We start from the raw sequence: 26,555 nt of genomic DNA on the forward strand, positions 1-26,555 counted from the left end.
GGCGCATTCATGTGCAACCGTCGATCTGCTGTACGGGCTACGACCCTCCGGTCACCGGAGTGTCTCCTGGCGATAATCGGAATATTTCGGCATGCTCCCGCCCGTGTCGGTCACTTTTCTGAAATACGCGAAAACACACTTGGTGTGCCTCATGCTCGCCGCCGCCCTTTTCTCGAACGAGGCGCACGCGGCCGAGCCGAAGCCGGGCGGGAAGCCCGGGGCGCACCGCCGAGAGGCCCGTGTCACCGCAGTGAAGACGATTGACGACCGCATGCGCGATCTCACGGTCAGTTCGCCGGCCATGGGAATGTCCATCCCGGTCCGCGTCATTCTTCCCGCGAGCTGGAAGGAAAAGCCGAAGGCCACCTTTCCGGTTCTCTACATGCTCCACGGCGGCAACGACGACTACACGTCGTGGACGCGCGAGACGGACGTGGAAGCGCTGGCGAAGAACTCCGACGTGCTCATCGTCATGCCGGACGCCGGAAAGGCCGGCTACTACAGTGACTGGTTCGCCGGTACTCCCCGCTGGGAGACCTTTCACACGGACGAACTCGTGCGCCTGATGGAGAAAACGTACCGTGCGGGCCCCTCACGAGCCGTCGTGGGACTGTCCATGGGCGGCTTCGGCGCACTCAACTACGCGGCCCACAACCGGCGAATGTTCCGGTACGCGGCATCGATGAGCTCCTACGTGGATCTGAACGACCCCTTCGTGCGCCTGGAGCTCGCACTCGGTTCCCAGAACGACGGCATCGACATCAAACAGGTGTGGGGCGACCCGGTGAAGAACGCCGGAGTGTGGCAGGACCACAATCCCGCTGCCATGCCGGGCGCCTTCCGCGGAACGCACGTCCATCTGTCCTCGGGCAGCAGCGAGCTCGGGCCGCTGGACACGGCACACACACTCGATGTGCAGCTGGTGAGCATGCTGGGTGAGGCACCGCTGCTGAAGCAGAACGAGAAGTTCGCGGAGGCGCTTCGCTCGTCGGGTGTCGACGTCACGACCCACCTGTACACGCCGGGGACACATTCCTGGCCGTACTGGCAGAAGGAGCTGCACAGCATCTGGCCCGCGGTCATGAAGTCTCTCGGGTAGGGGGTTTCATGCGCACCGTGGTGATTTTCGCGGGGGGATCCCGGGGCGACGTCCAGCCCTGCCTCGCACTCGGGCGAGCACTGGTCCGTCGGGGCGACACGGTCAGGGTCCTCGCCAGCGACCGCTATCAGCCTCTGATCGCCGAGGCGGGCCTGGATCTCCATACCCTTCCGGTCGACCCCGCGGAGATCATCGAGTCCGCCGAGGGACAGGAGCTCCTGGCCGGACGCCGGAATCCGGTGGCGTTCATCCGCGGGATGGACCGGGTCATGCGACCGCGCATCATGCCGATGCTGGAAGCGACACGGACCGGCGCCCAGGGAGCCGACCTGGTCCTGGCACCCACCTTCAGCTTTCTCGGCGTTCACTTGAGTCAGTACCTCCAGGTTCCGCACGCCGTCATCCACTTCCAGCCGAGCCAGCCCACGAAGGCCTTTCCGCACCCGATGGCACCGGCCGCCCGGATGTTGGGGGGCCTGGGCAACCGGCTCAGTTTCGGCGCGGTCGACCTCGGGTCCTGGATGGTGTGCAGGGGATTCGTCAACGCGTGGCGTCGGGAGAGTCTCGGCCTCCCCGAACTGTCCCTGTCGGCTCCGTTCCGTCAGGTCCGCCACGCCCCCGTGCTCTGTGCGTTCAGCCCCACGGTCGTGACGCGGCCGGCGGACTGGGGACCGAACGTCCATGTGACCGGCTTCTGGCACCACGACCGGCGCCTGTGGAAACCCCCACGGCGACTGCTCGCCTTCCTGGCGGACGGGCCCCCGCCCGTCTACGTCGGATTCGGCAGCATGCAGACCGGCGACCCCGCGGCGACCGACACCGTCGTACGGACGGCGCTGCGCCGCGCGAACCTGCGCGGAGTGCTGCCCGGGGATCCCGCCACCAGCGAGGACGACATCCTCGTCGTCGGGGACACCCCCCACGACTGGCTGTTTCCCAGGACGGCCGCCGTCGTCCACCACGGCGGCGCCGGCACCACGGCCTCGGCACTGCGCGCCGGAAGACCCTCCCTGGTCTGCCCGTTCTTCGGCGACCAGCCCTACTGGGCGGCACGGGTGCACGAGCTCGGCGCGGGGCCGCCACCTCTGCCGGCCCGTGACCTCACCGTGCCCGCCCTCGCCCAGCGCCTGCACGCGCTCACCCGGCACGCTCCCTACGCCGAGGCCGCGCGCCGGCTCGGCCGGGCCCTGGAAGCCGAGGCCGGCGCCGACCGGGCCCGCCGGGTCCTGGACCGGTACGGGGTCCGCACCCGGTGATCAAGGCGTCCTGGTGCGTGGGCGCTGCCGCGCCCAGAGCCACTTCTGCGTGAGGAGGGTCAGGACTCCCGCCAGGATGATGCCCAGGAGGTTCAGGAGCAGCTGTTCCGTGGAGCGCAGGGTCTGGACGGCGTCGCCGTAGATCAGGGCCACGGCCGCGTTGGCGGCGGCCGGGACGGTGGTCACCGAGATGGCGACGCCGACGAGGGCTCCTGACTTCGCGGAGGTGAGGGAGAGGGTGCCGGCGGCTCCGGCGAGGACGGCCACGACGAAGGAGAACCAGTCCGGGGCGTAGATGAAGCCCGTGTTGGGCCGGTCGGCCTCCAGTTGCTCCTTGGTGAACAGGCCCACGGCGTCCATGAAGAGGCTGAAGCCGACGGTCAGCACCATCGCCGCCGCGAAACCCACCAGCAGGGCGATGAGCGAACGCCACGCCAGCCGGGGCACGCGCTGCACGATCGCCGTGGAGATGCCGGCGAGGGGACCGAACTCGGGGCCCACCGCCATCGCGCCGACGATCAGGATCGCGTTGTCCAGGACCACGCCGCAGGCGGCGATCATGGTGGCCAGCGTGAGGAAGGCGACGTAGGTGACGGAGAGGGTCGACTCCTCGTGGGTGGCGTCGGTGAGGTGCTCCCACAGGACCGCGTCCGCGCCCTCACCCGGTGCCTCCGCCTCGGCCTTGTCGGCGCGCAGGGAGAGGGACAGGTCGATGTTCTCGACGGCGATCGAGCCGGTCCTGTCCAGGCCCAGCTCCTGGAGCGAGGTGAGCAGTTCGTCACCGGCCTCACGGGCCACGTCACAGGTGACGACGTCCCCGACCGGGTTGCGGGCGGCGCCCTCCATCACCACCAGGTGGGTGGTGCCGACGGTCTTCTCGATCAGGCGGACCACGTCGTCGGTCTTGTCCGACGGACTGATGAGACGCAGGTGCAGCATGGGGGCAGGGTAGCCGGGGGACGTTCGTCGTCCTCGGGCCCGTCCGGGGATTCCTCACCAGGCGGGCTTCGCGACATTGCCGTAGGACCAGCTGGAACCTTTCGACATCTCGAAGTGCAGGTGCGGGCCCGTGACGTTGCCCGTGATGCCGACCTTGCCGAGCTGCTGGCCCGCGGTGACCTTCTGGCCGCTGCGCACCTGCCGCTGGGAGAGGTGGCAGTAGGTGTAGATGTGGCCGTTGTCCGCGCGCAGCCCGATCCACTGGCCGTAGGCGCCGCCCGAGCCGTTCGACCAGGCGATGCTGCCGCCGCGCACGGCGACCACGGGGGTGCCGTTGGGGGCCGCGAAGTCCTGGCCGGTGTGCCGGCCGACGCCGTCCGGTTTCCAGGCGTAGGGGCCGCGTGAGTAGAAGCCGAACGTCACCCGGTAACCGGGCACGGGCGACTTCACGCGCGGTTTGCCGGCGCAGTCGACGGCGAAGCCGGCGTGGCGGCCCAGGGTGGTGAGGGAGGTGCAGCCGGGGATGCCGTCGGCGTCCGTTCCCTTGAAGCCCTGGGCGAGTTGTTCGGAGCGGTAGGCGGCCTTGGTCTGTGGGCCGAAGGTGCCGGTGGCTCCGTCGGGGATCTTGCGGCCCCGGGCGATCAGGGCCTTCTGGACGGTGCGCACGTCCTGGTTGGTCTTGCCGAACTGGACGTTGGTCAGAGTGACCATGGTGGGTTCCTGGTGGTGGGGCTTCCCTAGTACCCGTGGGGAGGCCGGTCCGGGTCCGCCTGCTGCACGCGGGCGGCGAAGTTCGAGCCCGACTGGTTGACCTGGTAACGGTGGCGGACGTAGTTGACGGTCGCACACATGTCCGCGACCACGTCGTAGGGAGTCGTGGCGGTGCCCGCCTGGTGGTACCGGGCGAACGTGGTGGGGATGCACTGGGTGGCGCCCCGGGAGCAGTTCTGCCGGTGGCCGTCGGGGGCGATGGGGCCGTGTGCGTTGGAGTCCCGGTCGTTCACCCGGAACTTCGGATGGTTGTAGGCCGACTCCCGCCGGGTGATGGTCACCAGTGCCCGTACGCCGAACTTCGGGTCCATGCCGGTCAGTCGGCACGCCGTACCGGCGTAGCGCCGCATCGCGGCCTCCCCGACGTCGTCGTCCGGGTCGCGGTACGTGACCTGACCGAGGGTGAGCCTGCCGCTGCCGGCGCAGTCGACGGCGAAGCCGGCGTGGCGGCCCAGGGTGGTGAGGGAGGTGCAGCCGGGGATGCCGTCGGCGTCCGTTCCCTTGAAGCCCTGGGCGAGTTGTTCGGAGCGGTAGGCGGCCTTGGTCTGTGGGCCGAAGGTGCCGGTGGCTCCGTCGGGGATCTTGCGGCCCCGGGCGATCAGGGCCTTCTGTACGGTGCGCACGTCCTGGTTGGTCTTGCCGAACTGGACGTTGGTCAGAGTGACCATGCTGGCTCGCCTCCTCACCTCACGGCCCGTCAGGGGCGAGTGGACGTCGAGGAGTCACCGTCCATTTTATTCCTGGCCACAAACGGCTGCCACCGGAGCGGGATCAGAGTTTGCGCAGGCTGAGGCGCTGAACCTTGTGGTCCGGGCCCTTGCGGACGACGAGGGTGGCCCGGCCGCGGGTGGGGGCGATGTTCTCGACCAGGTTGGGCTTGTTGATGGTGCGCCAGAGGTGGCGGGCGTAGTCGAGGGCCTCCTCCTCGGAGACCTGGGTGTACTTGCGGAAGTACGAGTCCGGGTTCTGGAAGGCGGTCGCGCGCAGCTTGCGGAACCGGTTGAGATACCAGCGCTCGATGTCCTCGGCGCTCGCGTCGACGTACACGCTGAAGTCGAAGTAGTCGGCGAGGCCGACGCGGGTGCGGCCGTCCTTGCCGGGCAGGGCGGGCTGGAGGACGTTCAGGCCCTCGACGATGAGGATGTCGGGGCGGCGGACGGTGAGGCGCCGGTCGGGGACGATGTCGTAGATCAGGTGCGAGTAGACCGGGGCGGTGACCTCGTCCTTGCCGGCCTTGATGTCGGCCACGAAACGGGTCAGGGCGCGGCGGTCGAAGGACTCGGGGAAACCCTTCCGCGACATCAGGCCGCGGGCCTCCAGCTCCCGGGTGGGGAGGAGGAAGCCGTCGGTGGTCACCAGTTCCACGCGCGGGTGTTCGGGCCAGCGGGAGAGCAGTGCCTGGAGGAGGCGGGCGACCGTGGACTTGCCGACCGCCACCGAGCCCGCGACGCCTATCACGAACGGGGTGCCGGACTGGGAGCCCTGTTCGCCGAGGAAGGTGTTCAGGGCGCCGCGCAGGCCGTCGGTGGCGCCGACGTAGAGGTTGAGGAGGCGGGAGAGCGGGAGGTAGATGTCCCGCACCTCGTCGAGGTCGATGACGTCGCCCAGGCCGCGCAGCTTCTCGACCTCCTCGGCGGTCAGCGGCAGCGGCGTCTTGTCGCGCAGCGCGCTCCACTCTCGGCGGGTGAGGTCGACGTAGGGAGTCGCCTCCGGCCTGGGCCGGTGGGCGCTCCGGGGCATCGAGGAGACCGGTGAGATCACAGTCCATTGTTAACGGAGTTTGAACGGGTCGGCGGGTGGGGTCCGTCACGTGGGTCCCGGCCGCTCTCCGCCGGGGCGGAACCGCCGAAATGGCGGGAATGTCAGTGGCGTGCGTCACAGTCGCGGGAAGGGTGGGCCCAGGCCCGGGTCCACGAACCCCGAAGGGGTGACCCATGACGTATGCGATAGGGGCGGAAGGCCTGGTCAAGCGGTTCAAGGAGACCGAGGCGCCGGCAGGGGTCGACCTGGGGGCCCGCAAGGGGTCGGTGCTGGGGCTGCTGGGGCCCAACGGCGCGGGGAAGACGACCGCGGTGCGGATCTTCGCCGCGCTCCTGCGCCCGGACGCGGGCCGGGCCCGGGTGGCCGGGTACGACGTGATCCGGGACGCCGGGGTCGTCCGCTCCCTGGTGGGGCTGACCGGGCAGTACGCCGCGGTCGACGAGAACCTGACCGGTACGGAGAACCTGCTGCTCATCGGCCGCCTGCTCGGTCTGCCCCGGCGGGAGGCCAGGGCCAGGGCGGGTGAGCTGCTCGGGCGCTTCCAGCTGACGGACGCGGGCGGGCGGGCCGGGGTCTCCGGGATCTCGCTCGTTTTCTATCCGTCGGCCATGCGGGCGCATCGCGCGAAGGTGTGGGCGAGGATGTAAAGGCGCCTGCGCGAGGGTCATAACCCCGAGATAATTTCCGAATCCGGGCACGGAGAGGCGTGTTTTGACGGCTCCCGGCGCCTAGGCTGCCCCGCATGTGCGGAATCGTGGGATACGTGGGGTCTCAGTCGGCGCTCGAGGTCGTGATGGCCGGGCTGAAGCGGCTGGAGTACCGGGGATACGACTCGGCCGGCGTCGCCGTGCTCGCCGACGGGGGCCTGGCCGGTGCCAAGAAGGCCGGCAAGCTCGTCAATCTGGAGAAGGAGCTCGGGGCGCGGCCGCTGCCCACCGGGACGACCGGGATCGGGCACACCCGGTGGGCCACGCACGGCGGCCCGACGGATGCGAACGCGCATCCCCATCTCGACAACGCCGGACGCGTCGCCGTCGTGCACAACGGGATCATCGAGAACTTCGCCCTCCTGCGGGCCGAGCTGGCCGAGCGCGGGCACGAGCTGCTCTCCGAGACCGACACCGAGGTCGTCGCCCATCTGCTCGCCGAGGAGTTCTCCGTCACCGCCGACCTCGGCGAGGCCATGCGGCTGGTGTGCCGCCGGCTGGAGGGCGCGTTCACGCTGGTCGCGGTGCACGCCGACGAGCCGGACGTCGTCGTCGGCGCGCGGCGCAACTCGCCGCTGGTCGTGGGCGTCGGCGAGGGCGAGGCCTTCCTCGCCTCGGACGTCGCCGCGTTCATCGCCCACACCCGGTCGGCGATCGAGCTGGGCCAGGACCAGGTCGTCGAGCTGCGCCGGGACGGCGTGAAGGTCACCGGCTTCGACGGGGCTCCGGCCGAGGTGCGGTCGTACCACGTCGACTGGGACGCCTCCGCCGCGGAAAAGGGCGGCTACGACTACTTCATGCTCAAGGAGATCGCCGAGCAGCCCAAGGCGGTCGCCGACACCCTCCTCGGGCGCATCGACGCCTCCGGCGCACTGACCCTCGACGAGGTGCGCATCCCGGCCTCCGAGCTGCGGGAGGTCGACAAGGTCGTCATCGTCGCGTGCGGTACGGCCTTCCACGCCGGCCTCATCGCCAAGTACGCCATCGAGCACTGGACGCGCATCCCGTGCGAGGTCGAACTCGCGAGCGAGTTCCGGTACCGCGACCCCATCCTCGGGCCGCGCTCCCTCGTCATCGCGATCTCCCAGTCCGGCGAGACCATGGACACCCTCATGGCGCTGCGGCACGCCCGTGAGCAGGGTTCCAAGGTGCTCGCCATCTGCAACACCAACGGCTCGACCATCCCGCGCGAGTCCGACGCCGTGCTCTACACCCACGCCGGGCCCGAGGTCGCCGTCGCCTCCACCAAGGCCTTCCTGACCCAGCTCGTCGCCTGCTACCTGGTCGCGCTCTACCTCGGCCAGGTCCGCGGCACCAAGTGGGCGGACGAGATCCGCGCCGTCATCCGCGACCTCGCCCAGATCTCCGGCCAGGTCGAACGCGTCCTGAAGACCATGGAGCCGGTACGGGCGCTGGCGCGCTCCCTCGCCGACAAGAAGACCGTGCTGTTCCTCGGGCGGCACGTCGGCTACCCGGTCGCGCTGGAGGGTGCCCTCAAGCTGAAGGAACTCGCCTACATGCACGCCGAGGGCTTCGCCGCCGGCGAGCTCAAGCACGGGCCGATCGCCCTCATCGAGGAGGACATGCCGGTTGTCGTGGTCGTCCCCTCGCCCCGGGGCCGGTCCGTCCTCCACGACAAGATCGTGTCCAACATCCAGGAGATCCGGGCGAGGGGTGCGCGGACCATCGTGATCGCGGAGGAGGGGGACGAGGCGGTCGCCCCGTACGCCGACCATCTCGTACGGATCCCCGCGACGCCGGTGCTGTTGCAGCCGCTGGTCGCCACGGTGCCGTTGCAGGTGTTCGCCTGCGAGCTGGCCACCGCCCGGGGCAACGAGGTGGATCAGCCGCGCAACCTGGCGAAGTCCGTCACGGTCGAGTAGGGCGCCGAGGAAGGCGGCGAAGGCCTCGGCCGGGAAGTGAGGGCGCCTCCGGCCGGGGCTTTTGTGGAGCCCGCGCACCGTCATGTGGTCGGCTTCGGAGACCGAGAGCGGCCGCGGGCTCGCTCTCGCGCGGGCACTGGCAACCGATGTCGAGATTCGGCAGCCGGGGCAAGTACGTGTGGTGCGAGCTGAGTTCGGTGGTGTGAACGTTTCCTCGCCGCTCGAAAGGGTGAACGTCTTCGGATCACCCGGTCAGCCGTCCCTCCGCCCCTCAAAGTTGCGCACATGGTCACATCCACCCACGAGGTGTCCCACCGGATCTTCCAGGACCATCCGGAGGTCCTCGCCCCGGTCTTCGAGGCGTTGGGACTCGAGGCGCCCGCGAAGGCGGTCATCGAAGCGATCACGCCCGACGCGACGGAGATCAAACCCCTGGAACGCCGTGTGGACACGGTGTTGAAGATCGAGCCGTCCGACGGGGACGGCTTCCTGCTCGCCATCGAGGCACAGACCAAGAAGGCTTCCGGCAAGGGAGCCAGCTGGGCCTACTACGTGAGCTATCTGCACGCGAAGTTCAACCTGCCGGTGCTGCTTGTCGCCGTCTGCCGCAACCGGCCCACGGCGGCCTGGGCGGCCGGACCCTTCGAGTGTCGTGTCGGCCCCTGGAAGACCCAGGTCACCAGCCCCTTTGTGCTGGGGCCGGGTACCGTCGCGCCGATTACCGACGAGTCGGAGGTCGCGCGGCAGCCGGCGCTCGCGACGCTCAGTGTCATCGTGCAAGGCGGAGGGCAGGGCGGAGGGCGAGGCCAAGAGTGTCCTGCGTGTGCTGGAAGGGCGCGGCCTCCCGGTCTCCGACGAGCTGCGCGAGCGGATCATCACCTGCACCGACCTCGACCTGCTCGACGACTGGCTCGGCCGGGTCGGCACTGTCGAGCGCGCGGCGGAACTCTTCGCCGACGAGGATGGTGAGAGTCCGGACTCGGAGTGAACGCCGGGGGCTGCGGGATGCGGCCCCCGTGCTCGTCTCGTCGGTCAGCCGTGGTAGTTGATGTAGCCGTTTCCGTCGGCGTCGTTGGCGCGCTTGGTGTAGGAGTGCACGTCGGCGCGCGCCCCGGTGGGCTTGATCAGGTAGATGGTGTCCTTGTCGTTGTTCCAGATGAAGTTGCAGTTCTGGCGGTAGACGACGTTGCCGGCGTCGGAGTCGGTGCCGCGGCCCCCGCGCAGCTTGACGTAGTCGCCGGGCTCGAGCTTGTGGCCGGCCGGGAACGTGAACTTGTTGCCCACGGCGTCCTTGACGACGTAGCCCTTGAGGTTCACCGTCGCCGTGCGGGAGTAGTTCTTGATCGTCAGGAACTCGTCCTTGGTGTTGCCGCCGGAACACCGGTTGGAGTCGCTGCCCGGGGCGTCGTACTGGACGCCCTTGACCTTCAGCGCGGACGAGTACTCGGTGGCCTGGGCCGGACCGGCGGCCAACAGGGCGAGCGCGCCGGCCGCGGCGGCCGCGGACAGGGTGTGATGCATACGTATGCGCATGAGGAATTCCCCCCTCAATGGTGCGATTGGAGCGCCTGGAGCCTATCCAATGTGGATATGGCGTGTTCTTCATGTGTCCATATCGTGAAGGGCCGCATCGACGCGGGCGCCGCACAGGTGGCAGGAAAAGCGCTTTCTCCTCGCCTGTGAAGTGACTGTAGGATCAGCCGACTTGTGAGGCGGGTGTGATGGCCGGGGGGCCGCGGACGCCGGGTCGGCGTCCCGCCCGTCTCTCTTCACGGGGAGGGACTTCCTTGGCTCGTCACGCCCACGCACGTCTGCGCCTAGTCGCCGCCTGCGCCGTACTCGCGGCCGGCCTGAGCCCGCTGCTGCCGTCCGTCGCGGTCGCGGACACGGCCCAGGAGACGGTGGTGCCCGCGGCGCTGCGCAGCACCTACACCTCCGGCGCGGTCTACGGCGGGTCGTCGTACGCGGGGCGCGACGGCGCCGGAGCCCAGGGCGTCTTCCACAGCCTGGAGGGCTCGGGGCTCGTCTGGACGCGGTACGCGGACGGCCAGTCCGTGAAGGTGGTCCACCCGACGGGCTACAGCAGCTACGGCACGGCCGGCGGCGACGTCCTCGCCTACCACTACGCCGACGGCCGGGTCGACCTGTGGAACGCGGCCGACGGAACGACCCGCACGATCCGCACGCCCGAGGGCCTGACGTACGTCAGCGCCTACGCAGATCTCGCCGTCGCCTCCCGGACGTGGAAGGACGACAACGGGGTGACCCAGCGGGAGCTGCACCTGCTGCTCCCCGAGTTGGACGGCACCACGCGTGACGTACCGGTGACCGGGGTGCCCGAGGGGTACGTCCTCGGCATGCCCAAGGGCGGCGACGCCGACGGACTGCTGTTCCACGCCGGACGGCCGGGCCAGACCGGGGCGTACATCTCGGTCATGGTCGACCGGCGCACGGGCCAGGTCCAGCAGTGGACCCCGCTGCGCAGCAAGGTCTACCCAGCGGCCCAGGTCACCGCCGACCACGTGGTCCTCTTCAGCGTCAGCGACCCCGTCGTCCAGGTCTACTCCCGCTCCGACCTGACCGCGGCCCCGGTCGAGATCACCCTCGACAGCGGCGCCACCAACCCCGCGCAGGGGCTCGCCCTGGTCGGCGACTGGCTGGTGACCCGGCCGGGTACGGCCGTGATCGCCACGCCGATCGCGGGCGGCCCGTCGACGACCCTGCTGCCCGCGTCGAACCCGGACATCGCGGCCGCCACCGACGGCAGCGCCCTCGCCGTCGGCCGCACCACGGCCGCCGAGGACGACTGGGGGGTCCAGCGCATCCAGGAGGGCCCGGACGGCGGCCCGGTCGTCACCCAGGTCAAGGCGCTGCCCAAGCCGGCGTACAAGATCCAGGGGCTCTCCCTTGACCAGGGCATGCTCGTCGTCGCCGATCCCAGCTACCACGGCTCCCGCGACACCTACGGACGGACCGTGGCCGTCACCGGGACGCCGACGTTCGGGGCACGCTCGTCCTACGACGGCACCGGCACGTTGCTGAACACCTGCCCGGTGACGGACGTCGGCTGCTCCCAGTTGTTCAGCACGGCCGACGGGCGGACCGCCTGGCTGGACCGTGAATCGGGAGAGTACGACCGGCTCAGGATCAACGGGCCCAGCAACTACGACTTCAGGGAGCGCTACGTCCCCGCCGGAGGGCAGATCACCGACGTCTCCGGCGCGTACCTGATCTACACCACGACCGCCCAGCAGTACGTCTACCACGTCGAGGACACCCCCGACCTGGTCGTCACCCGCACCTCCGGCCCTGCCGCCCTCTCCGGCGACGACCTGTGGACCGCGGGTGCGACGCCCGGCAGCGTCACCGCGTACGACCTGACGGCGAAGAAGACCACCGAGACCCTCACCACCGGCGCCGACTGCGCGCTCACCGAACTCCAGGCGTTGGGCCGCTGGCTTTACTGGACCTGCGGCGACAAGGCCGGTGTGTACGACCGTACGACGAAGAAGTCTGTGCCCGTACCGGCCGACGAGGCCAAGCTCGGCGACGGGTACGTCGTCACCCATGACAAGCAGGCCGGGAAGCTGACCCTGACGACGGTCGCCGACGGCACGGCCACGAGCCGGGAGATCGGTGACCTGCCGGACACCGGGGTGTCGCAGCGGGACGTGCGCTGGACGGTCGACGAGTCGGGCGCGAACGCGGCGTACGTGGACGCCAAGGAGCAGGTGCACCTCGTGCCGTCGGGGGTGGCCCAGCAGCCGTTGCGCCTGCTGGAGCCCCCGCGGATCTACGACCAGATCTGGGCCGACGCGAACAACAGCACCACGCTGACCGGCAACACGATCCTGCTGTCGAAGCCTGCCGCGAGCTGGGAGCTCACCATCCGGAACAAGACCACCGGCAAGGTCGTCGCCGGCGGTGGCGGCGGCCCGGTGCGCGGCGCGATCCCGCGCCCGGAATGGAACGGAGCCACGAGCTCCGGGTACGCCCCCAACGGTCTCTACGAATGGACGGTCTCCGTCACGCCCGCCGACGGCGTGGGCGCGCCCCTGACGGTCAAGGGCACGTTCCGGCTCCAGCAGGGCGCCGCGGTGCACCACGACTACCTCGGTACCCCGAGCCTGCTGCCGGACGCTGTCGGCGATCTGGTGACCGTCGACTCCGAGAGCAGGCTGAGCTTCCACCAGGGCACGGGCAGCGGCACGTTCTCCAGGAAGGTCGGGGGCTGGGGCTGGGGAACGAAGATCACGCCGGTGCCCGTCGGCGACCTCGACAGGGACCGCTGCAACGATGTGCTGCTGCGGATGGGCAACGGGTCTCTGCGCCTGTACAAGCCGGGATGCGTCGTCACGCCTACCGGGTGGCCGTCGTACACATCGCTGGGCACTGGCTGGAACCAGTACGACGTCCTCACCGCCCCCGGTGACGTGACCAAGGACGGCCGCCCCGATCTGCTCGCCCGCAACGCCTCCACCGGCGCGGTCTACCTCTACAAGGGCACGAGCACCGGCAGGCTGTCCTCGCGGGTGAAGCTGTACGACAACTGGAAGACGTACAAGAAGGTCGTCGGCGCCGGGGACCTGAACGGCGACGGCATCGGCGACCTCGTCGCGCAGGACAAGTCCAACAACCTCTACCGGTACTACGGCAAGGGCAACGGCACCTTCTCCGCGCGCGTGAAGCTGTTCTCGGGCTGGGGCGGGACGTACAACGCGCTCGTCGGCGTCGGCGACATCACCGGCGACGGCAAGGCGGACCTGGTCGCCCGGGACACCGCCGGCGTGCTCTACCGGCTGCCCGGCAACGGCAAGGGGTCCTTCGGCAGCCGGGTGAAGATTTCCGGCGGCTGGCAGGGCTACAAGGGGATCTTCTAGACCGCGGCTCACAGGGACCGGCCGTACCATCCCACCTCGACGAGCAGCAGCTGGACGACCCGATCGCCGAGGCCGCCGACCTGTGCGCCACCGCCGTACGGCTAGGGCTCCTGTCCTCGGAGGCGGGGCCCGAGGTGGCGGTGTGCATCCGGCGTGGGGCGCGACGGCGTACGGCGTGGCAGCGGGCGGCGGTCGGCAGCACGGTCCTGCGGCTCGGGTGCGTTCCGCTGCTCTGCCTCCTCGTCCTCTTTCTCCTCCTGGACCGGGTGGGCGACGCCTTCGCCGCCCGGCGTGCCCCGGCCGACTGACCCCGTCCGCGGCGGCCGGAGCATCTGGCTCGCCGCCAGCTCGCGGTAGAGGGCACTGCCGGCGAGCAGCTCCTCGTGGCGTCCGACGGCCGCGGTGCGGCCGTCCTGCAGCACCACGATCTGGTCCGCGTGCTGCACGGTGGACAGACGGTGGGCGATGACCAGCAGGGCGCACTCCTGGGCGACGTCCTTCATGACGGTGGTGAGCGCCGCTTCATTGATCGCGTCGAGGTGGGAGGTGGGTTCGTCCAGCAGGAGCAGTGCGGGGCGGGCCAGCAACGCGCGGGCGAGGGCGACGCGTTGGCGTTCACCGCCGGAGAGCGTGCCGCCGCGTTCGCCGATGACCGCGGCCAGGCCGCCGGGCAGCCGGTCGACGACCTCCTCGAGCCGGGCCAGTTCGACGACGCGCCGGATCTCCGTTTCCGTGGCGTCGGGCACGGCGTAGGTGATGTTGTCGCGCAGGGTGCCGTGGACGACATGGGTGTTCTGGTCGACGACGGCGATGCCCCGCCGGCATGCGTCACGGGTGAGTTCGGCCGCGGGCCGCCCGTCGAAGGACACGGTGCCCGCGTCCGGCTCGTAGAACCTCGCCACCAGGGCGAACACGGTGCTCTTGCCGGCTCCGGAGCGGCCCACCAGAGCCACGTGCCGGCGGTGCGGGACGGTGAACGAGACGCCGCGGAGAACCGGCCGCCGCGGGTCGTAACCGAAGTGGACGTCGTGCAGGGCGAGGGCCGGCCGTTCGCCGGTCACGGGCGGCCCGGTCGGCCGCGGCGCGGGTGCGCGCTCTGCCGGGACCTGCGGTGCGGTGGGCTCCACCGGCAGCCGGAGCGCCTCGTCGACGCGCTGGTAGGCGCCCATCCCGCGCTGGACGAGGCCCACCGCGCGGAACACGGAGGACAGCGGCAGGACGAGATACGAGGCGTAGAGCAGGAAGGCGACGAGGTCGCCGAGGGAGCCGGCGTGGCCCTTGACGCGCAGGCCGCCGACGACCAGGACGATGAGGAAGGAGCCCTGGACGGCGAGTTCGACGGCGGAGCTCATGACGGAGGCGAGCTTCGCGGCGCGTACCCCCGAACCGTACGCCGCGTCGACACGGGCGCCGATGCCGGCCGCCTCGCGCTGCTCGGCGCGGTGCACGCGGACCATCGGCAGCGCACCGAGGGCGCGTTCCAGATCGGCGGACACGGCACCGACCGCGTCCTGCATGTGCGCGGACGCACCTCTGATGCCGGTGAGCAGCGAGGCGACGACCACGGCCGCCGCCGCCACGGTGACGGCCACCAGGAGCAGCAGCAGGGGGTCGAGCCACGCCATGAGGATGATCGCCCCGGCGGCGACGATGCTGCCCGTGACCAGATCGACCAGGGCCTGTGACACCACCTCCCGGAGCACGGTGGTGTCGGCCGTCACCCGGGAGACGAGATCGCCGCCCCGGTGACGGTCGTACTCCCGCATCTCCAGCCTGAGCAGCCGCCCCACCAGCCCGTGACGGAGCTGCCGTACGACGCCTTCGCCCATCCGTTCCAGGAGGAAGCGTCCCGCGGCTCCCGTCGCCGCCTCGACGACGAACAGCGCGCCCAGCAGCCCCAGCAGGGGCCAGACCACCTGTCCGCGGCCGCTCGCGTCCACGACGTCCTTGGCGACGAGCGGCTGGGCCAGTCCCAGAGCGGAGCCCACGAGGGTCAGTACGGTGGCGACGGCGATGGCGCCGCGGTGCCCGGCGGTGAGCCGGTACATCGTGGCCACCGCCGCCAGGGTGGACGTGTCGCTCTCGGCGGCCTCGGCCGGGCCGGCGTGCGGGGCCGTCGCGCCGGTCATCGGTCCGTCGGCCGTGGCAGCGGGCCGACGGCCACCAGCCGGGCGAAATAGCCCTCCGGCAGACCCTCGCCGACGGGATCGCCCTCCGCCTCGATCCAGGCGTGCGCGGCGAAGGGCGGGACGACGCGTACCCCCGTGCACCAGGTCGGCCACGTTCCGCCGAGCCGGCACAGCAGCGCGGCCCCCAGGGAGCGCGGCAGGCACCCCTTCGGTCCGGCGCAGCGCAGGCTGACGGCGCACATGGCGTCGCGTGCGTTCTGGGCCTGCGCGGCGGTGGCGGGTCGGGCGCCGCGTCGCAGGACGCCGAGCACGCTGCGGATGCGGCGGGGCGGCAGCAGGGCGACGGCGAGGGCGGGGAGCAGGACGAGGCGGGCGGTCAGGCGCCGGGGCAGGGGCACACCGGTCGGCCGCTCCAGGGCGCTGGGCGTCGTCATGAGGCCAGCCCCGACTCGCGCAGCTGCCGAACGAGCTCCTCGACGTCCCGCAGGGCCTGTGCCTCGTCCGCGTCGAACTCCCGGACCAGGGCGGCGGCCGCGTCCGCCTCCTCGCCACCGTCGCGGAGGGTCTGCACCACCAGGGTGGCCGTCGGGTTCAACTCCCAGTAGGCGCCGACCCGTTCGTCCAGCAGTACCGTGCCGTACTCGGTCTGGGCCGTGGAGACGCTGTCGCCGAACCGAAGGGGCATCTGAGGGCCTTTCTGATGCGGGGGTGCGGGGGTGCGGTCAGGTGTGTGAGACACGGGCGCGGCTGCGGTCCAGTCCCCGCAGCCACACCTCGGCGGCGATCGTGGAGTACAGGATGGCGTCGGACAGCCCCGGTGAGGCGGGCCGCCGGGCGAGTCGGCGCAGCTCGGCGCCGTCCACCAGGCCCAGCGCCTCCAGCCGTGAGCCCTCCCACAGCGCCAGCAGGTCGCCGCGGTGTTCGCGCAGTCCGTTGGCGGCGTCCATGGAGGCCGAGGCCTTGTTGGCCCGCCGCAGGCAGTCCTCGGGCACGATCCCGCGCATCGCGGCGCTCAGGACGGGCTTGTACCGCCAGGGCGTGACACGCTCGCTCGGACGGACGGCCAAAAACGCCTCGATGACGCGGTCGTCGAGGAAGGGAGAGGCCATCGGCAGCCCCGCGTGGGCCGCCATCCGGTCCCACTGCCGGATGACGCGGGTGCACGAGCGGATCTGTTCCAGGTCGGTGTGCAGTCCACGGTCCGGATGCAGCGGAGAGGCCGTGGCCGCGGCACGGAGCAGCGCCCGGCGGGCCATCCGCTCGCCCTCGCGCGTCACCCAGCCGAACAGGCGCGGGGCCATGCCCCAGCCGAGACCGGTGGCGACGGACGGGGGCATGGGGCGACGCAGGTCGCGGGCGCCGTCGGCGAGCCACTTCCCGTACCGCCGGGAGTCGGCGAGCGCGCGGACCGTGCCGCCGAGCGGCCACTGCCACAGCGCCCGGAACCCGCGCAACTGGCGCACGGCGAGCAGCGGACGGGTGCGCAGCAGCCGGTGGTAGTACGCCTCGGAGCACCATGCCACGTGGTCGCCGCCGATGCCGGTCAGGTGCAACCGGCTGCCGCGTGCGGCGAGGCCGGGCAGGTGGTGCAGGACCCGGGAGCGGTCCATGACGCCGATGGTGGGCTCGTCGAGGAGGTCGTCGATGCCGAGCAGATCCTCGTAGACCAGCGGCGAGGCGTCGGCGTCCCAGACCACGTGCTCGACGTCGGGGAGGTGACCGATCGCCCGCTCGGCCCAGGCGAGGTCGGTGTCCGCCGGATCGCGTCCCGGCCAGGTACTGGCCACCACGCGGGCGGGGGAGCGGTCGGCCAGGAAGCAGACGGAGGTCGAGTCCAGGCCGCCGGACAGATCGCAGCTGACCACGCCGCCCTGACGGGTACGCGCGCCGACGGCCTGCTCCAGCGCCGTGCGGATCAGGGGCGCCGCCTCGGCGAGCGGCTGTACCGGCTCCGGCGGCGTCCACCACCGGGTGTGCCGTACGGTGCGCCCGTCCGCGGCGACGACCACGGCGTCCTGCGGAGCGACGGCGGTGACCGAACGCCACATCGACGTCTCGAACAGCGGATACGGGGCGGGCCACAGCAGCCTGACGGCCAGTTCCTCCACGTCGGGATCGAGGCCCAGGGCGGCGGCGAGCGTGTCGGCGCGGGTCGCGGCCACCCGCACGCCGTCGATCTCCGCGTGGAACACGAGTCGCAGTCCGGAGGCGGTGCCCTGCACCCTGAGCTGTCCGTCGAGGGCACCGACGAGGTGGAAACTGCCGGGGAGGGATCGGGCCAGGGCGTCGAACTCCGCGAGATCACGCAGCCGTGCGGTCCGGCGGCGCAGTTCGTCGGCGTCGATCGGGCAGCAGCCGACGACGGCGACACAGGCGCCGCCGGCGCCCGCCGTGACGACCTCGTCGTCGTGCCAGTGGCCGACCAGCCAGGGCCGGCCCGACGCGTGTGCGAGGGTCCGGCTACCGGGACGGGCGAAGGAGCGGGCCACGGCGGCCGCGTCCGCACGGTCCGGGAAGACCGTGAAGTGCGCGTCGCCGGGGCCCGTCCCCGCACTTTCGTGCAGTTCAGTCATGACGTCGGGTCAAGGACCGTCGTTCGTCAGTTCTTGCTCAGGATCAGCCGGTCGTTGCCGGAGCGCTGGAGGAGCCCCGTCTCCTTCCGGAACGTACCGAGCCGGACGAGCGTCGGCGCCTCGTAAGCCTTCTTCATGACCACTCCTCACGTGTGGGTTCCCGGCCACTTCCCCTGACCGGCCCGGCTCATCGGGAGCCGGGCCAGGAAATGTGGACGCGGCACACAGGAAGCCGCAGAGTGCGCGATCGGGGCAAGGGAGTCGAGGAAGGTCGGATAGTAGAAAAACTCCGCGTGCCTCGGGTTGTGCGCCCCCGCTCGTACGGGCTGTCGTCGGCGCGGGACTGGCGTGAGGTCCGGGCGGGGGCGCGTGACAGCAGCGCCACGGGCGGGCGCCGCCCGGCGCACGCCACGCCCCCGGACATGCTCCCCCGGGGGACGTCTAACCCCGTCTGCGGCGGCGGGCCCGGTACAGGGCCACCGTCACCGCGGCCAGGGGCAGCCACATGATCCAGACGCCGACCACCGCGTCCCACTCCGGGTCCTTGGCGCTTCCCTCGTCGGCGGTGATGACGGCGCACAGGAGGCCCCAGACGGCGGTGAGCAGGCCGACCGTCCACAGGGCGAGGGTCCACGCCCAGGTGGACTTGCCGGTTCCGCCGCCCCCGGTGCGGCCGCCGGAGGCCTCCCGCTTGCGCGGCTGCGGGATGCGGTCGGGCTCGCGGGCCGGCATGCGGACCACGGCCCGCGGGGGTACCGCGGCGTCCAGGGCGGTGATGCGCTCCGGGGTGACGCCCTTGTAGAGGGTCGGCTCGACCGTCACCGAGAAACCGTCGTGGCCCGTGAGGGCGCGGGCGCCGTCGGGGCGGGCGGTCATGGCCGCCGTCGCGTCGTAGCGGACGGTCACCGGGCCGCGCGGGGTCAGCAGGCTGACCCCCTCCGTGCCGATGACCAGGGTGACCTTGTCGTCCTCCAGGGACTGGTGGCGGGTGCCGGTGACCGACGCCTGCGAGAACTGCGGGGCCAGGGTGAGACCCGCCCAGTCCACGCCCCGGCCCGGCACCTGGAGCAGCGCCCCGCTCCAGGCCTCCTGGGCGACCTCGCGCAGATCGGCCACGGTGACCGCGTTCAGCTCGGTCCGGTGCTGGTCGGGGGAGAGGATGCGGTGGCCCAGGAGCAGGCTCAGCGCGTACGAGGGGAGCGAGGCGGCGCCCAGGTCGGGGACGTCGTACATCTTGAGGAGCTTGCCGCGTACGGCGTCCAGTTCGGACTGCTCGATGCGGCCCGCCCGCAGGCGCGCCAGCGTGTCGACGAAGCCGCCGACGACCGCGTCCTGCTTCTGCGGGAGGGAGTCGGCGTACGCGGTCAGCATGGCGTACTCGCCGTCGCGCGGGGTGTAGTCGGCCTCCGCCGAGTAGGAGTAGCCGCCCTCCTGGCGCAGATCCTGGAAGAGGGCCCGGCCGAGGACGTCCGCGAAGACGGAGGCGGCCGTGGAGCGGCGTACGACGGAGGTCATGACGACATGGCCGTCGTCGCCGTGGATGTAGGCCGGGGTGACGGGCAGGGCGCTCGTGGCGGCGGGGGCCGGGAGGCGGGAGCCCTGGGGGAGTGTGAGGTCCAGGCCGTCCGGGACGTGGTCGCTGGTGATCCACAGGACCGCGTTGTCGCGGGTGAAGCGGGTCGCCGCCCAGTCGCGGACCTGGTCCGGGGTCAGGCTCCAGGTGCCCAGCTCGTTGTAGCTGGACAGGCCGTAGCTCTGGGCGCCGTACCGCCACAGCGGCATCTGGTGGCTCGGGCCGCCGCCCCGGCCGGCCGCCTCCGTGCGCAGGATCTCCTTCTCCGTCTCCAGCCGGTCCATCGGCAGGTCGCGGAGCGCCGCGCACACGCTGTTGAGGTACCTGACGACCTCCTCCTCGCTGCCGGTGACGTGGAAGAGGGTGTACGCGTTCGCCGTCGCGCCGTTGTAGTGCAGGTCGGACAGGCCGAGGCGGTGCAGGGCGAGATGCTCGACGAGGTGGGTGATCCCGGCGGTGGCCAGGGTCTCGTCGGCGTGGCCCACCCGGAAGAACAGGCCGGCGGTCGTCTCGTTGGCGGAGGTCGGCGCGTAGAGGGTCGGTATGCCGTCGGTGGTGGTGTGGGAGACCAGGCCGTCGAGGGCGTGCAGGTCGGTGTTCATCGGTGCTCAGGCCCCCAGCGCGGACTTGCGGAACTTCAGGAACGTGGCCCTCGGGTCGTTGGTGTACTGCCACGGGAACTCGGAGGCGCGGTCGCCGAGGAAGGCGAAGTGCGGGGCCGCGTCCTCGAAGTGGCCGCCGATGGAGAAGGCGAACGCGAACGCGCTGTGCGCGCCGATCGAGTTCCAGTCGGGGCGGTGGTCCGGGTGCAATACGGAGACCTGCGCGGCGTGGCGCAGGTCGTCGCGGACCGGGACGCCCCGCATGTAGGCGGAACGTTCGGAGCTGTCCAGGTCCAGCCAGTGCTCGACGTGGGCGAGCGCGACCAGGGCACCGGAGTTCGCGCCGTCGGGGGCGGCCGTCGCGCACTCCCGGGCGAAGCCGTGCGCCGCCTCCCAGGAGCCGCTCCACTTCGGGCACAGCTGCTGCAACAGCTGCGTCTGGGCGTGGTAGTGGTGCGGCTGGTGGGCGGAGAGGCGGTCGTAACGGCGGCGCGCCTCCGCCTGGCCCAGCTGCAGACCCCGCGCCGTGATCAGCCGGGCGGTCCAGGCGGGGGCGTACGCGGGCTGCTCCGCGCAGACCTCGATCAGGATCTGCTCGGCCTTGCGCAGCCAGGTGTGGAACTGGTCGAACTGGTCCCGGGAGACGTGCTGGGCACGGGCGTCGCTGCGGATCTCCCAGCCGATGTAGACGTACCGGTGGGCGAGGAGGGTGCGGGGGAGCGGGTCGCCGGGGAAGGCCGCGGCGGCCGGCTCCAGGAAGGTCTCCACGCCGGCGGTGTCGGCGAGGAGGGCCGTGGCGGAGGAGAGCTGGTGGGCCGAGTCCAGACCCGCGAAGAAGGCCCGCACCGCGTTCCAGTCGCCGGACCGGGCGGCGGTGCGCAGGGGGACCAGCTCGGGTGTGTTGTCGAACGGGTCGAAGGTCGGCCCGTTCGAGGGTATGGCGCTGCCGCCGGTACTGCTCATTTCTCCGCCCCCTGGTGGTGATCAAGTCGCCGCAGGCTAGCAGCAGGCTGTGACAGCGATGAGAGGGGTGGGCCCCGGCCTTAGGGTGCTCGGCATGAGCATCATCGGGGTCGGTATCGACGTGGCCGAGATCGAACGCTTCGCGGCGTCGCTGGAGCGTACGCCCGGCCTGGTCAAACGCCTGTTCGTCGAGAGCGAGTTGCTGCTGCCGAGCGGCGAACGTCGGGGCGTCGCCTCGCTGGCGGTGCGGTTCGCGGCGAAGGAGGCGCTGGCCAAGGCCCTCGGCGCACCGGCGGGCCTGCTGTGGACGGACGCCGAGGTCTACGTCGAGGACAGCGGCCAGCCCCGGCTGCGCGTGCGGGGGAGCGTCGCGGCCCGGGCGGCCGAACTGGGGGTCCGGGCGTGGCATGTGTCGCTGAGCCACGACGCGGGGGTGGCTTCGGCGGTGGTGATCGCGGAGGGGTAGCCGTCCTGGCGGTGGGCGGTGTGAGACTGGCGGTATGCGTACTGCTTATTGCGTGGACACGGTCCGGGGTGCCGAGCGGGAGTTGATGGGGCGGGTCGCGGAGGGGGCGCTCATGCAGCGGGCCGCCGCGGGGCTGGCCGCCGCTTGTGCGGAGTTGCTGGGGCGGGTGTACGGGCGGCGGGTCGTGTTGTTGGTGGGGAGTGGGGACAACGGGGGTGACGCCCTGTATGCCGGGGCGCGGCTGGCCCGGCGGGGGGCCGGGGTCGCTGCCGTGCTGTTGGCTCCCGAGCGCACTCACTCCGGCGGGCTCGCCGCGTTGCGGCGGGCGGGGGGCGCTGTGGTGGGGGCGCGGGGGGCCGAAGGGGTGATTCGGCGGGCCGATCTGGTCGTCGACGGCATCGTGGGGATCGGGGGGAGGGGCGGGTTGCGGCCGGACGCGGCCGAGTTGGTCGCGGCCGTCGAGCGGTCCGGGGCCGCCGTCGTCGCCGTGGATCTGCCGAGTGGGGTGGAGGCGGACAGCGGGGAGGTGCGGGGGGCCGCCGTGCGGGCCGATCTGACGGTCACGTTCGGGACGTACAAGCCGGGGCTGCTGGTCGATCCCGCGCGGGAGTACGCGGGGGTGGTGCGGCTCGTCGACATCGGGCTGGGGGACGTACTGCCGGGGGAGGGCGACGTGCAGGCCCTGCAGCACGCGGAGGTCGCCGCGTTGCTGCCGGAGCCCGGCGGTGAGAGCGACAAGTACCGGCGGGGAGTGGTGGGGATCGCCGCCGGGTCCGCGCGGTATCCGGGGGCGGCCGTGCTGGCCGTCGCGGGGGCGCTGCGCGGCGGGGCGGGGGCCGTGCGGTACGTCGGGCCCGCCGGGGAGGCCGTGCTCGCGCGGTTCCCGGAGACGCTCGTGTCGCACCGGGGGCCGCGGGAGGCGGGGCGGGTGCAGGCGTGGGTGGTGGGGCCGGGGGCCGGGGACGACGCCGGGACCGTCGCGGAGGTGCTGGGGACGGATGTGCCGGTGCTGCTGGACGCGGACGGGCTGCGGCTCGCGGAGCGGGATGCCGTGCGGGGGCGTGGGGCGCCGACGTTGATGACACCGCATGCGGGGGAGGCTGCCGCGCTGTTGGGGGTGGCGCGGGAGGAGGTCGAGGGGGCTCGGCTGGCTGCGGTGCGGGAGCTTGCGGGGCGGTACGGGGCGACCGTGTTGCTCAAGGGGTCCACGACGTTGGTGGCCGGGCCTGATGGCGGGGCCGTGCGGGTGAACGCGACGGGGACGCCCTGGCTGGCCACCGCCGGGAGTGGGGATGTGCTGTCTGGGTTGGCGGGGTCGTTGCTGGCGGCGGGGTTGAGCGCGGTGGACGCGGGGAGTGTGGGGGCCTATCTGCATGGGTTGGCGGGGCGGTTCGCGGCGGAGGGGGCGCCGGTGGGGGCGCATGATGTGGCGGAGGCGATTCCGGAGGCTTGGAGGGATGTACGGGGCTGACGACTCCGGACAGGCCGGGAGTGCCGGACGGGCTGAATGGGCGGCACACCGGGTCCGTACTCGAGGGGCCGTCCGGGGTCTCTGAGACACTGGGCGCGATGAGTGAGACTGCCATGCCGCCTGCTGCCCCGCTGCGTGCCCGTGCCGAGATCGATCTGGCCGCGCTGCGGGCCAACGTGCGGACCCTGCGCGCCAAGGCGCCCGGGGCGGAGTTCATGGCCGTGGTCAAGGCGGACGGGTACGGCCACGGGGCCCTGACGTGTGCGCGGGCGGCCGTGGAGGCGGGCGCCACCTGGGTGGGTACCGCCACGCCGGAGGAGGCCCTCGCGCTGCGGGCCTCGGGTGTGCTGTCGGCGGACGTCAGGATCATGTGCTGGCTGTGGACGCCCGGCGGGCCCTGGCGGGAGGCGATCGAGGCCGACCTCGACGTGTCCGTGAGCGGGCTGTGGGCGCTGGAGGAGGTCATACTCGCGGCCCACGCGCTGGGCAGGACCGCGCGGGTGCAGCTCAAGGCCGATACCGGGTTGGGACGGAACGGGTGTCAGCCCGGGGAGGACTGGGCGCGGCTCGTCGCCTCGGCCCTGGAGGCCGAGGAGGCCGAGCTCATCCGGATCACCGGACTGTGGTCGCACTTCGCGTGCGCCGACGAACCCGGGCATCCCTCCATCGCCGCCCAGCTCGCCCTCTTCCGCGAGATGGTCGCGTACGCCGAACAGCGGGGCGTCCGCCCCGAGGTGCGGCACATCGCCAACTCGCCGGCCACGCTCACCCTCCCCGAGACCCACTTCGACCTCGTCCGCCCGGGCATCGCGATGTACGGCGTCTCGCCCGGCCCCGCCCTCGGCTCCTCCGCCGACCTCGGACTGCGCCCCGTGATGACGCTGGCGGCCTCGCTGGCCCTGGTGAAGCAGGTGCCGGGCGGGCACGGCGTGAGTTACGGCCACCACTACGTCACCCCCGGCGAGACCACCCTCGGGCTCGTCCCGCTGGGCTACGCGGACGGGATCCCCCGGCACGCCTCCGGGAACGGTCCCGTGCTGGTGGGCGGCAAGTGGCGTACGGTCGCGGGGCGGATCGCGATGGACCAGTTCGTGGTCGATCTCGGTGGCGACGAGCCGGGTCCCGGTACGGAGGCCGTGCTCTTCGGGCCGGGCGATCGGGGTGAACCCACCGCCGAGGACTGGGCGCAGGCGGCCGGAACCATCGGGTACGAAATCGTCACGCGCATCGGAGCGCGGGTTCCGCGCGTCTATGTGAACGAGTGACGAAGCGGGTAACCCGCGGGTAGGACACTTCTTCGACGGCCGAAAGGTCGTGACTTCGGCGTCGGGTCACCTTGTGGACAAGAGGAGCGGTACGTGAGCGAGAGCAGTGCGGAGGCAGTGGCGGACGCCGCCTCGGCGGCCGCCGCCGTCGCCTCCGCCACGGGGGCGGCCGGGGGCTGGCGCCGGGCGACCGGTATCGCCGGCGCCGCGATAGGCGTGATCGCCGCGGGTGCCGCGGCCGGAGTCGCCATCGAGCGGATGACCGTGGGGCGGGGGATGCGGGCCAAGGCCCGGCTCGCGCTGGACTCGGCGGGGCCGTACGGCGCCCTGCGGGGCACCCCTGGCAAGGCGGTCGCCGACGACGGCACCGAGCTGTACTACGAGGTCGACGACGTCGAGCCGCAGGGCGGGTCCGCGGGGCGCCGGCGGAGGCTGTTCGGGCGGAAGGCGCCCCTGCCCGTCACCGTCGTCTTCAGCCACGGCTACTGCCTCAACCAGGACTCCTGGCACTTCCAGCGGGCGGCGCTGCGGGGCGTCGTACGGACCGTGCACTGGGACCAGCGCAGCCACGGGCGGTCCGCGCGCGGAGTGGGCCAGGTCGAGGACGGCGTGGCGCTCACCATCGACCAGCTGGGGCGGGACCTGAAGGCCGTGATCGACGCGGCCGCGCCCGAGGGGCCCGTCGTGCTCGTCGGGCACTCCATGGGCGGGATGACGGTGATGGCGCTGGCCGCGCAGTACCCGGAGTTCATCCGGGAGCGGGTCGTCGCCACCGCCTTCGTGGGGACGTCCTCCGGGCGGCTCGGGGAGGTCAACTTCGGGCTGCCGGTCGCGGGCGTCAACGCCGTACGGCGGGTGCTGCCCGGCGTGCTGAAGGCGCTCGGGCAGCAGGCCGCGCTGGTGGAGAAGGGGCGGCGGGCCACCGCCGATCTGTTCGCGGGGATCATCAAGCGGTACTCGTTCGCGTCCAAGGACGTGGATCCCGCGGTGGCCCGGTTCGCCGAGCGGATGATCGAGGGGACGCCGATCGACGTCGTCGCCGAGTTCTATCCGGCCTTCACGGACCACGACAAGACCGAGGCGCTCGCCCTCTTCAAGGGCATGCCGGTGCTCGTGCTGGCGGGCATCGGGGATCTGGTCACACCGAGTGAGCACAGCGAGGCGATCGCCGACATCTTGCCGGGCGCCGAGTTGGTGTTGGTGCCGGACGCCGGGCACCTGGTCATGCTGGAGCACCCGGAAGTCGTCACCGACCGCCTCGCTGATCTGCTCGCCCGCGCGGGGGCGGTGCCCGCCACGGCTACGGTGGGGGGCTGTGACTCCGCCTCCTCCTGACGGAGGTGGCTTCCAGCCTTCGGCTGCGGTTCAGCCCGAACCGGCCCCTTGCGGGGTGTGACCAGTGTACTACTGCGAGTGAGCGACGATGGAAGAAAACGCAGCACGGCCCCCGTCGGTCCAGTTGATCGTCAACGCCCCCGAGCAGATGCGGGAGTTGGGTCGTCGCCTGGCCAAGCTGCTGCGCGCCGGCGATCTCGTGATGCTCAGCGGGGAGCTCGGCGCGGGCAAGACGACCCTCACCCGGGGGCTGGGGGAGGGGCTCGGGGTCCGGGGGGCCGTGACCTCGCCGACCTTCGTCATCGCCCGCGTCCACCCCTCCCTGGGGGACGGGCCGCCGCTCGTCCACGTCGACGCGTACCGGCTGGGCGGCGGGCTCGACGAGATGGAGGACCTCGACCTCGACGTGTCCCTGCCCGAGTCCGTGATCGTCGTGGAGTGGGGCGAGGGGAAGGTCGAGGAGCTGACCGACGAGCGGCTTCAGGTCCGTATCCACCGGGCCGTCGGCGACACGACGGACGAGGTGCGGGAGGTGACCGTCACCGGGCTGGGGCAGCGGTGGGCGGCGGCGGATCTGAGCGTGCTGGCGGCTTGAGCGGGCTACGCCGCCCGGCGGTGCTCGACGGGCTTCCCGGTCACGGCGGGGTCGGGCGGACGCGGCGGAGTGGAGACGGCCTCGGCCGCGGCGCACGAGGCCAGCAGCTCGCGCATGGACGCCCCGGCGAGCGTGAACGGCCGCGACGGCCGGGCCTCGGAAGCCTGGGGCTCATTGGCGGGCATGGGCACCTCCCGGGGCGGGGTGGGACCTGGTTAGGTACACCTAACCACGGGCTGGATACCATGTGACCACGCAGGTGACACCGGACGCAACATTTTGCCGAC

23 protein-coding genes and 1 pseudogene are annotated in these 26,555 nt (G+C 71.8%); 11 read left to right on the top strand and 13 right to left on the bottom strand.

All coding sequences use genetic code 11. The features are described from left to right. Positions 1–91: 91 nt before the first annotated feature. On the top strand, positions 92–1,099 hold the full coding sequence (locus ACIRF9_RS13805) for an alpha/beta hydrolase (RefSeq protein ID WP_403820252.1): 1,008 nt from the start codon (positions 92–94) through the stop codon (positions 1,097–1,099). A gap of 8 nt (positions 1,100–1,107) precedes the next feature. Continuing rightward, positions 1,108–2,355 carry a glycosyltransferase gene (locus ACIRF9_RS13810; RefSeq protein ID WP_403820255.1) on the top strand — a complete coding sequence of 416 codons (1,248 nt, stop codon included), beginning with the start codon at positions 1,108–1,110 and terminating at the stop codon, positions 2,353–2,355. Here ACIRF9_RS13810 and ACIRF9_RS13815 read toward each other — a convergent pair whose 3' ends face one another. The 4 genes from ACIRF9_RS13815 to coaA all read right to left on the bottom strand — a co-directional run bounded on the left by ACIRF9_RS13815 (position 2,356) and on the right by coaA (position 5,805). Further along, entirely contained in the window at positions 2,356–3,294 is a 939-nt protein-coding gene (locus tag ACIRF9_RS13815; RefSeq protein ID WP_403820258.1) for a DUF389 domain-containing protein, read from the bottom strand. A gap of 54 nt (positions 3,295–3,348) precedes the next feature. Beyond that, positions 3,349–4,005 carry a M23 family metallopeptidase gene (locus ACIRF9_RS13820; RefSeq protein ID WP_403820261.1) on the bottom strand — a complete coding sequence of 219 codons (657 nt, stop codon included), beginning with the start codon at positions 4,003–4,005 and terminating at the stop codon, positions 3,349–3,351. A gap of 26 nt (positions 4,006–4,031) precedes the next feature. Beyond that, on the bottom strand, positions 4,032–4,733 hold the full coding sequence (locus tag ACIRF9_RS13825) for a peptidoglycan-binding protein (RefSeq protein WP_403820264.1): 702 nt from the start codon (positions 4,731–4,733) through the stop codon (positions 4,032–4,034). 103 nt (positions 4,734–4,836) lie between these two features. Continuing rightward, on the bottom strand, positions 4,837–5,805 hold the full coding sequence (gene coaA / locus ACIRF9_RS13830) for a type I pantothenate kinase (protein WP_403821199.1): 969 nt from the start codon (positions 5,803–5,805) through the stop codon (positions 4,837–4,839). Positions 5,806–5,999: 194 nt separating this feature from the next. On the opposite strand from coaA, the pseudogene ACIRF9_RS13835 reads away from it, so the two are divergent. From ACIRF9_RS13835 to ACIRF9_RS13845, 3 genes and pseudogenes are all read left to right on the top strand, one after another. Beyond that, positions 6,000–6,395: pseudogene (locus ACIRF9_RS13835) on the top strand (ATP-binding cassette domain-containing protein); the annotation flags it as partial. 173 nt (positions 6,396–6,568) lie between these two features. Further along, positions 6,569–8,416, top strand: coding sequence for a glutamine--fructose-6-phosphate transaminase (isomerizing) (gene glmS, locus ACIRF9_RS13840; RefSeq protein ID WP_403820267.1), 1,848 nt, complete (start codon positions 6,569–6,571; stop codon positions 8,414–8,416). An 823-nt stretch (positions 8,417–9,239) separates the two neighbouring features. Further along, entirely contained in the window at positions 9,240–9,404 is a 165-nt protein-coding gene (locus ACIRF9_RS13845) for a hypothetical protein (protein WP_403820270.1), read from the top strand. Between the two features lie 44 nt (positions 9,405–9,448). Here the strand turns inward: ACIRF9_RS13845 and ACIRF9_RS13850 are convergent, their stop codons facing one another. Further along, positions 9,449–9,949, bottom strand: coding sequence for a lamin tail domain-containing protein (locus ACIRF9_RS13850; RefSeq protein ID WP_403820273.1), 501 nt, complete (start codon positions 9,947–9,949; stop codon positions 9,449–9,451). A gap of 254 nt (positions 9,950–10,203) precedes the next feature. On the opposite strand from ACIRF9_RS13850, the gene ACIRF9_RS13855 reads away from it, so the two are divergent. Further along, positions 10,204–13,296, top strand: coding sequence for an FG-GAP repeat domain-containing protein (locus ACIRF9_RS13855; protein ID WP_403820276.1), 3,093 nt, complete (start codon positions 10,204–10,206; stop codon positions 13,294–13,296). A 101-nt stretch (positions 13,297–13,397) separates the two neighbouring features. Here the strand turns inward: ACIRF9_RS13855 and ACIRF9_RS13860 are convergent, their stop codons facing one another. The 7 genes from ACIRF9_RS13860 to ACIRF9_RS13890 form a co-directional block, all read right to left on the bottom strand. After that, complete coding sequence (locus tag ACIRF9_RS13860; RefSeq protein WP_403820279.1) at positions 13,398–15,425, bottom strand: ABC transporter ATP-binding protein; 2,028 nt, start codon at positions 15,423–15,425, stop codon at positions 13,398–13,400. Continuing rightward, positions 15,422–15,859 carry a lasso peptide biosynthesis B2 protein gene (locus ACIRF9_RS13865; protein WP_403820281.1) on the bottom strand — a complete coding sequence of 146 codons (438 nt, stop codon included), beginning with the start codon at positions 15,857–15,859 and terminating at the stop codon, positions 15,422–15,424. Before ACIRF9_RS13865 ends, ACIRF9_RS13860 begins: the two co-directional genes overlap by 4 nt. After that, positions 15,856–16,110 (bottom strand): lasso peptide biosynthesis PqqD family chaperone, encoded by a 255-nt coding sequence (locus ACIRF9_RS13870; RefSeq protein ID WP_403820284.1) that lies wholly within the window; start codon positions 16,108–16,110, stop codon positions 15,856–15,858. Before ACIRF9_RS13870 ends, ACIRF9_RS13865 begins: the two co-directional genes overlap by 4 nt. A 37-nt stretch (positions 16,111–16,147) precedes the next feature. Then, positions 16,148–17,998: a lasso peptide isopeptide bond-forming cyclase gene (locus ACIRF9_RS13875; protein WP_403820287.1), complete on the bottom strand. Its 1,851-nt coding sequence runs from the start codon at positions 17,996–17,998 to the stop codon at positions 16,148–16,150. A gap of 26 nt (positions 17,999–18,024) precedes the next feature. Next, positions 18,025–18,135, bottom strand: a complete 111-nt coding sequence (locus ACIRF9_RS13880; RefSeq protein ID WP_107047813.1) for a keywimysin-related RiPP — start codon at positions 18,133–18,135, stop codon at positions 18,025–18,027. 304 nt (positions 18,136–18,439) lie between these two features. Next, positions 18,440–20,173 carry a M16 family metallopeptidase gene (locus ACIRF9_RS13885; protein ID WP_403820290.1) on the bottom strand — a complete coding sequence of 578 codons (1,734 nt, stop codon included), beginning with the start codon at positions 20,171–20,173 and terminating at the stop codon, positions 18,440–18,442. A gap of 6 nt (positions 20,174–20,179) precedes the next feature. Further along, complete coding sequence (locus ACIRF9_RS13890) at positions 20,180–21,136, bottom strand: hypothetical protein (RefSeq protein ID WP_403820293.1); 957 nt, start codon at positions 21,134–21,136, stop codon at positions 20,180–20,182. A 94-nt stretch (positions 21,137–21,230) separates the two neighbouring features. Here ACIRF9_RS13890 and ACIRF9_RS13895 point away from each other — a divergent pair, with 94 nt between their 5' ends. The 5 genes from ACIRF9_RS13895 to tsaE all read left to right on the top strand — a co-directional run bounded on the left by ACIRF9_RS13895 (position 21,231) and on the right by tsaE (position 26,268). Continuing rightward, a complete protein-coding gene (locus ACIRF9_RS13895; RefSeq protein WP_403820296.1) occupies positions 21,231–21,602 on the top strand; it encodes a holo-ACP synthase in 372 nt (123 codons plus the stop codon). 34 nt (positions 21,603–21,636) lie between these two features. Beyond that, positions 21,637–23,073 (top strand): NAD(P)H-hydrate dehydratase, encoded by a 1,437-nt coding sequence (locus ACIRF9_RS13900; protein ID WP_403820298.1) that lies wholly within the window; start codon positions 21,637–21,639, stop codon positions 23,071–23,073. A gap of 98 nt (positions 23,074–23,171) precedes the next feature. Further along, positions 23,172–24,338 (top strand): alanine racemase, encoded by a 1,167-nt coding sequence (alr, locus tag ACIRF9_RS13905; protein WP_403820301.1) that lies wholly within the window; start codon positions 23,172–23,174, stop codon positions 24,336–24,338. A 93-nt stretch (positions 24,339–24,431) separates the two neighbouring features. After that, complete coding sequence (locus ACIRF9_RS13910) at positions 24,432–25,673, top strand: alpha/beta fold hydrolase (RefSeq protein ID WP_403820304.1); 1,242 nt, start codon at positions 24,432–24,434, stop codon at positions 25,671–25,673. Positions 25,674–25,761: 88 nt separating this feature from the next. Beyond that, positions 25,762–26,268: a tRNA (adenosine(37)-N6)-threonylcarbamoyltransferase complex ATPase subunit type 1 TsaE gene (gene tsaE / locus ACIRF9_RS13915; protein WP_403820307.1), complete on the top strand. Its 507-nt coding sequence runs from the start codon at positions 25,762–25,764 to the stop codon at positions 26,266–26,268. Between the two features lie 5 nt (positions 26,269–26,273). On the opposite strand, the gene ACIRF9_RS13920 is transcribed toward tsaE, so the two are convergent. Continuing rightward, entirely contained in the window at positions 26,274–26,453 is a 180-nt protein-coding gene (locus tag ACIRF9_RS13920) for a hypothetical protein (protein WP_403820309.1), read from the bottom strand. Positions 26,454–26,555: the final 102 nt, after the last annotated feature.

The sequence above is a fragment of the Streptomyces sp. NPDC096132 genome, from assembly GCF_044763345.1.
In the GTDB taxonomy this organism is placed as follows: domain Bacteria; phylum Actinomycetota; class Actinomycetes; order Streptomycetales; family Streptomycetaceae; genus Streptomyces.

Bases quoted from the DNA above. Each gene is read 5' to 3' on its own strand.
- ACIRF9_RS13805 (WP_403820252.1), top strand. From the start codon at position 92: ATGCTCCCGCCCGTGTCGGTCACTTTTCTGAAATACGCGAAAACACAC.
- ACIRF9_RS13810 (WP_403820255.1), top strand. From the start codon at position 1,108: ATGCGCACCGTGGTGATTTTCGCGGGGGGATCCCGGGGCGACGTCCAG.
- ACIRF9_RS13815 (WP_403820258.1), bottom strand. From the start codon at position 3,294: ATGCTGCACCTGCGTCTCATCAGTCCGTCGGACAAGACCGACGACGTG.
- ACIRF9_RS13820 (WP_403820261.1), bottom strand. From the start codon at position 4,005: ATGGTCACTCTGACCAACGTCCAGTTCGGCAAGACCAACCAGGACGTG.
- ACIRF9_RS13825 (WP_403820264.1), bottom strand. From the start codon at position 4,733: ATGGTCACTCTGACCAACGTCCAGTTCGGCAAGACCAACCAGGACGTG.
- coaA (WP_403821199.1), bottom strand. From the start codon at position 5,805: ATGCCCCGGAGCGCCCACCGGCCCAGGCCGGAGGCGACTCCCTACGTC.
- glmS (WP_403820267.1), top strand. From the start codon at position 6,569: ATGTGCGGAATCGTGGGATACGTGGGGTCTCAGTCGGCGCTCGAGGTC.
- ACIRF9_RS13850 (WP_403820273.1), bottom strand. From the start codon at position 9,949: ATGCGCATACGTATGCATCACACCCTGTCCGCGGCCGCCGCGGCCGGC.
- ACIRF9_RS13860 (WP_403820279.1), bottom strand. From the start codon at position 15,425: ATGACCGGCGCGACGGCCCCGCACGCCGGCCCGGCCGAGGCCGCCGAG.
- ACIRF9_RS13865 (WP_403820281.1), bottom strand. From the start codon at position 15,859: ATGACGACGCCCAGCGCCCTGGAGCGGCCGACCGGTGTGCCCCTGCCC.
- ACIRF9_RS13870 (WP_403820284.1), bottom strand. From the start codon at position 16,110: ATGCCCCTTCGGTTCGGCGACAGCGTCTCCACGGCCCAGACCGAGTAC.
- ACIRF9_RS13875 (WP_403820287.1), bottom strand. From the start codon at position 17,998: ATGACTGAACTGCACGAAAGTGCGGGGACGGGCCCCGGCGACGCGCAC.
- ACIRF9_RS13880 (WP_107047813.1), bottom strand. From the start codon at position 18,135: ATGAAGAAGGCTTACGAGGCGCCGACGCTCGTCCGGCTCGGTACGTTC.
- ACIRF9_RS13885 (WP_403820290.1), bottom strand. From the start codon at position 20,173: ATGAACACCGACCTGCACGCCCTCGACGGCCTGGTCTCCCACACCACC.
- ACIRF9_RS13890 (WP_403820293.1), bottom strand. From the start codon at position 21,136: ATGAGCAGTACCGGCGGCAGCGCCATACCCTCGAACGGGCCGACCTTC.
- ACIRF9_RS13895 (WP_403820296.1), top strand. From the start codon at position 21,231: ATGAGCATCATCGGGGTCGGTATCGACGTGGCCGAGATCGAACGCTTC.
- ACIRF9_RS13900 (WP_403820298.1), top strand. From the start codon at position 21,637: ATGCGTACTGCTTATTGCGTGGACACGGTCCGGGGTGCCGAGCGGGAG.
- alr (WP_403820301.1), top strand. From the start codon at position 23,172: ATGAGTGAGACTGCCATGCCGCCTGCTGCCCCGCTGCGTGCCCGTGCC.
- tsaE (WP_403820307.1), top strand. From the start codon at position 25,762: ATGGAAGAAAACGCAGCACGGCCCCCGTCGGTCCAGTTGATCGTCAAC.
- ACIRF9_RS13920 (WP_403820309.1), bottom strand. From the start codon at position 26,453: ATGCCCGCCAATGAGCCCCAGGCTTCCGAGGCCCGGCCGTCGCGGCCG.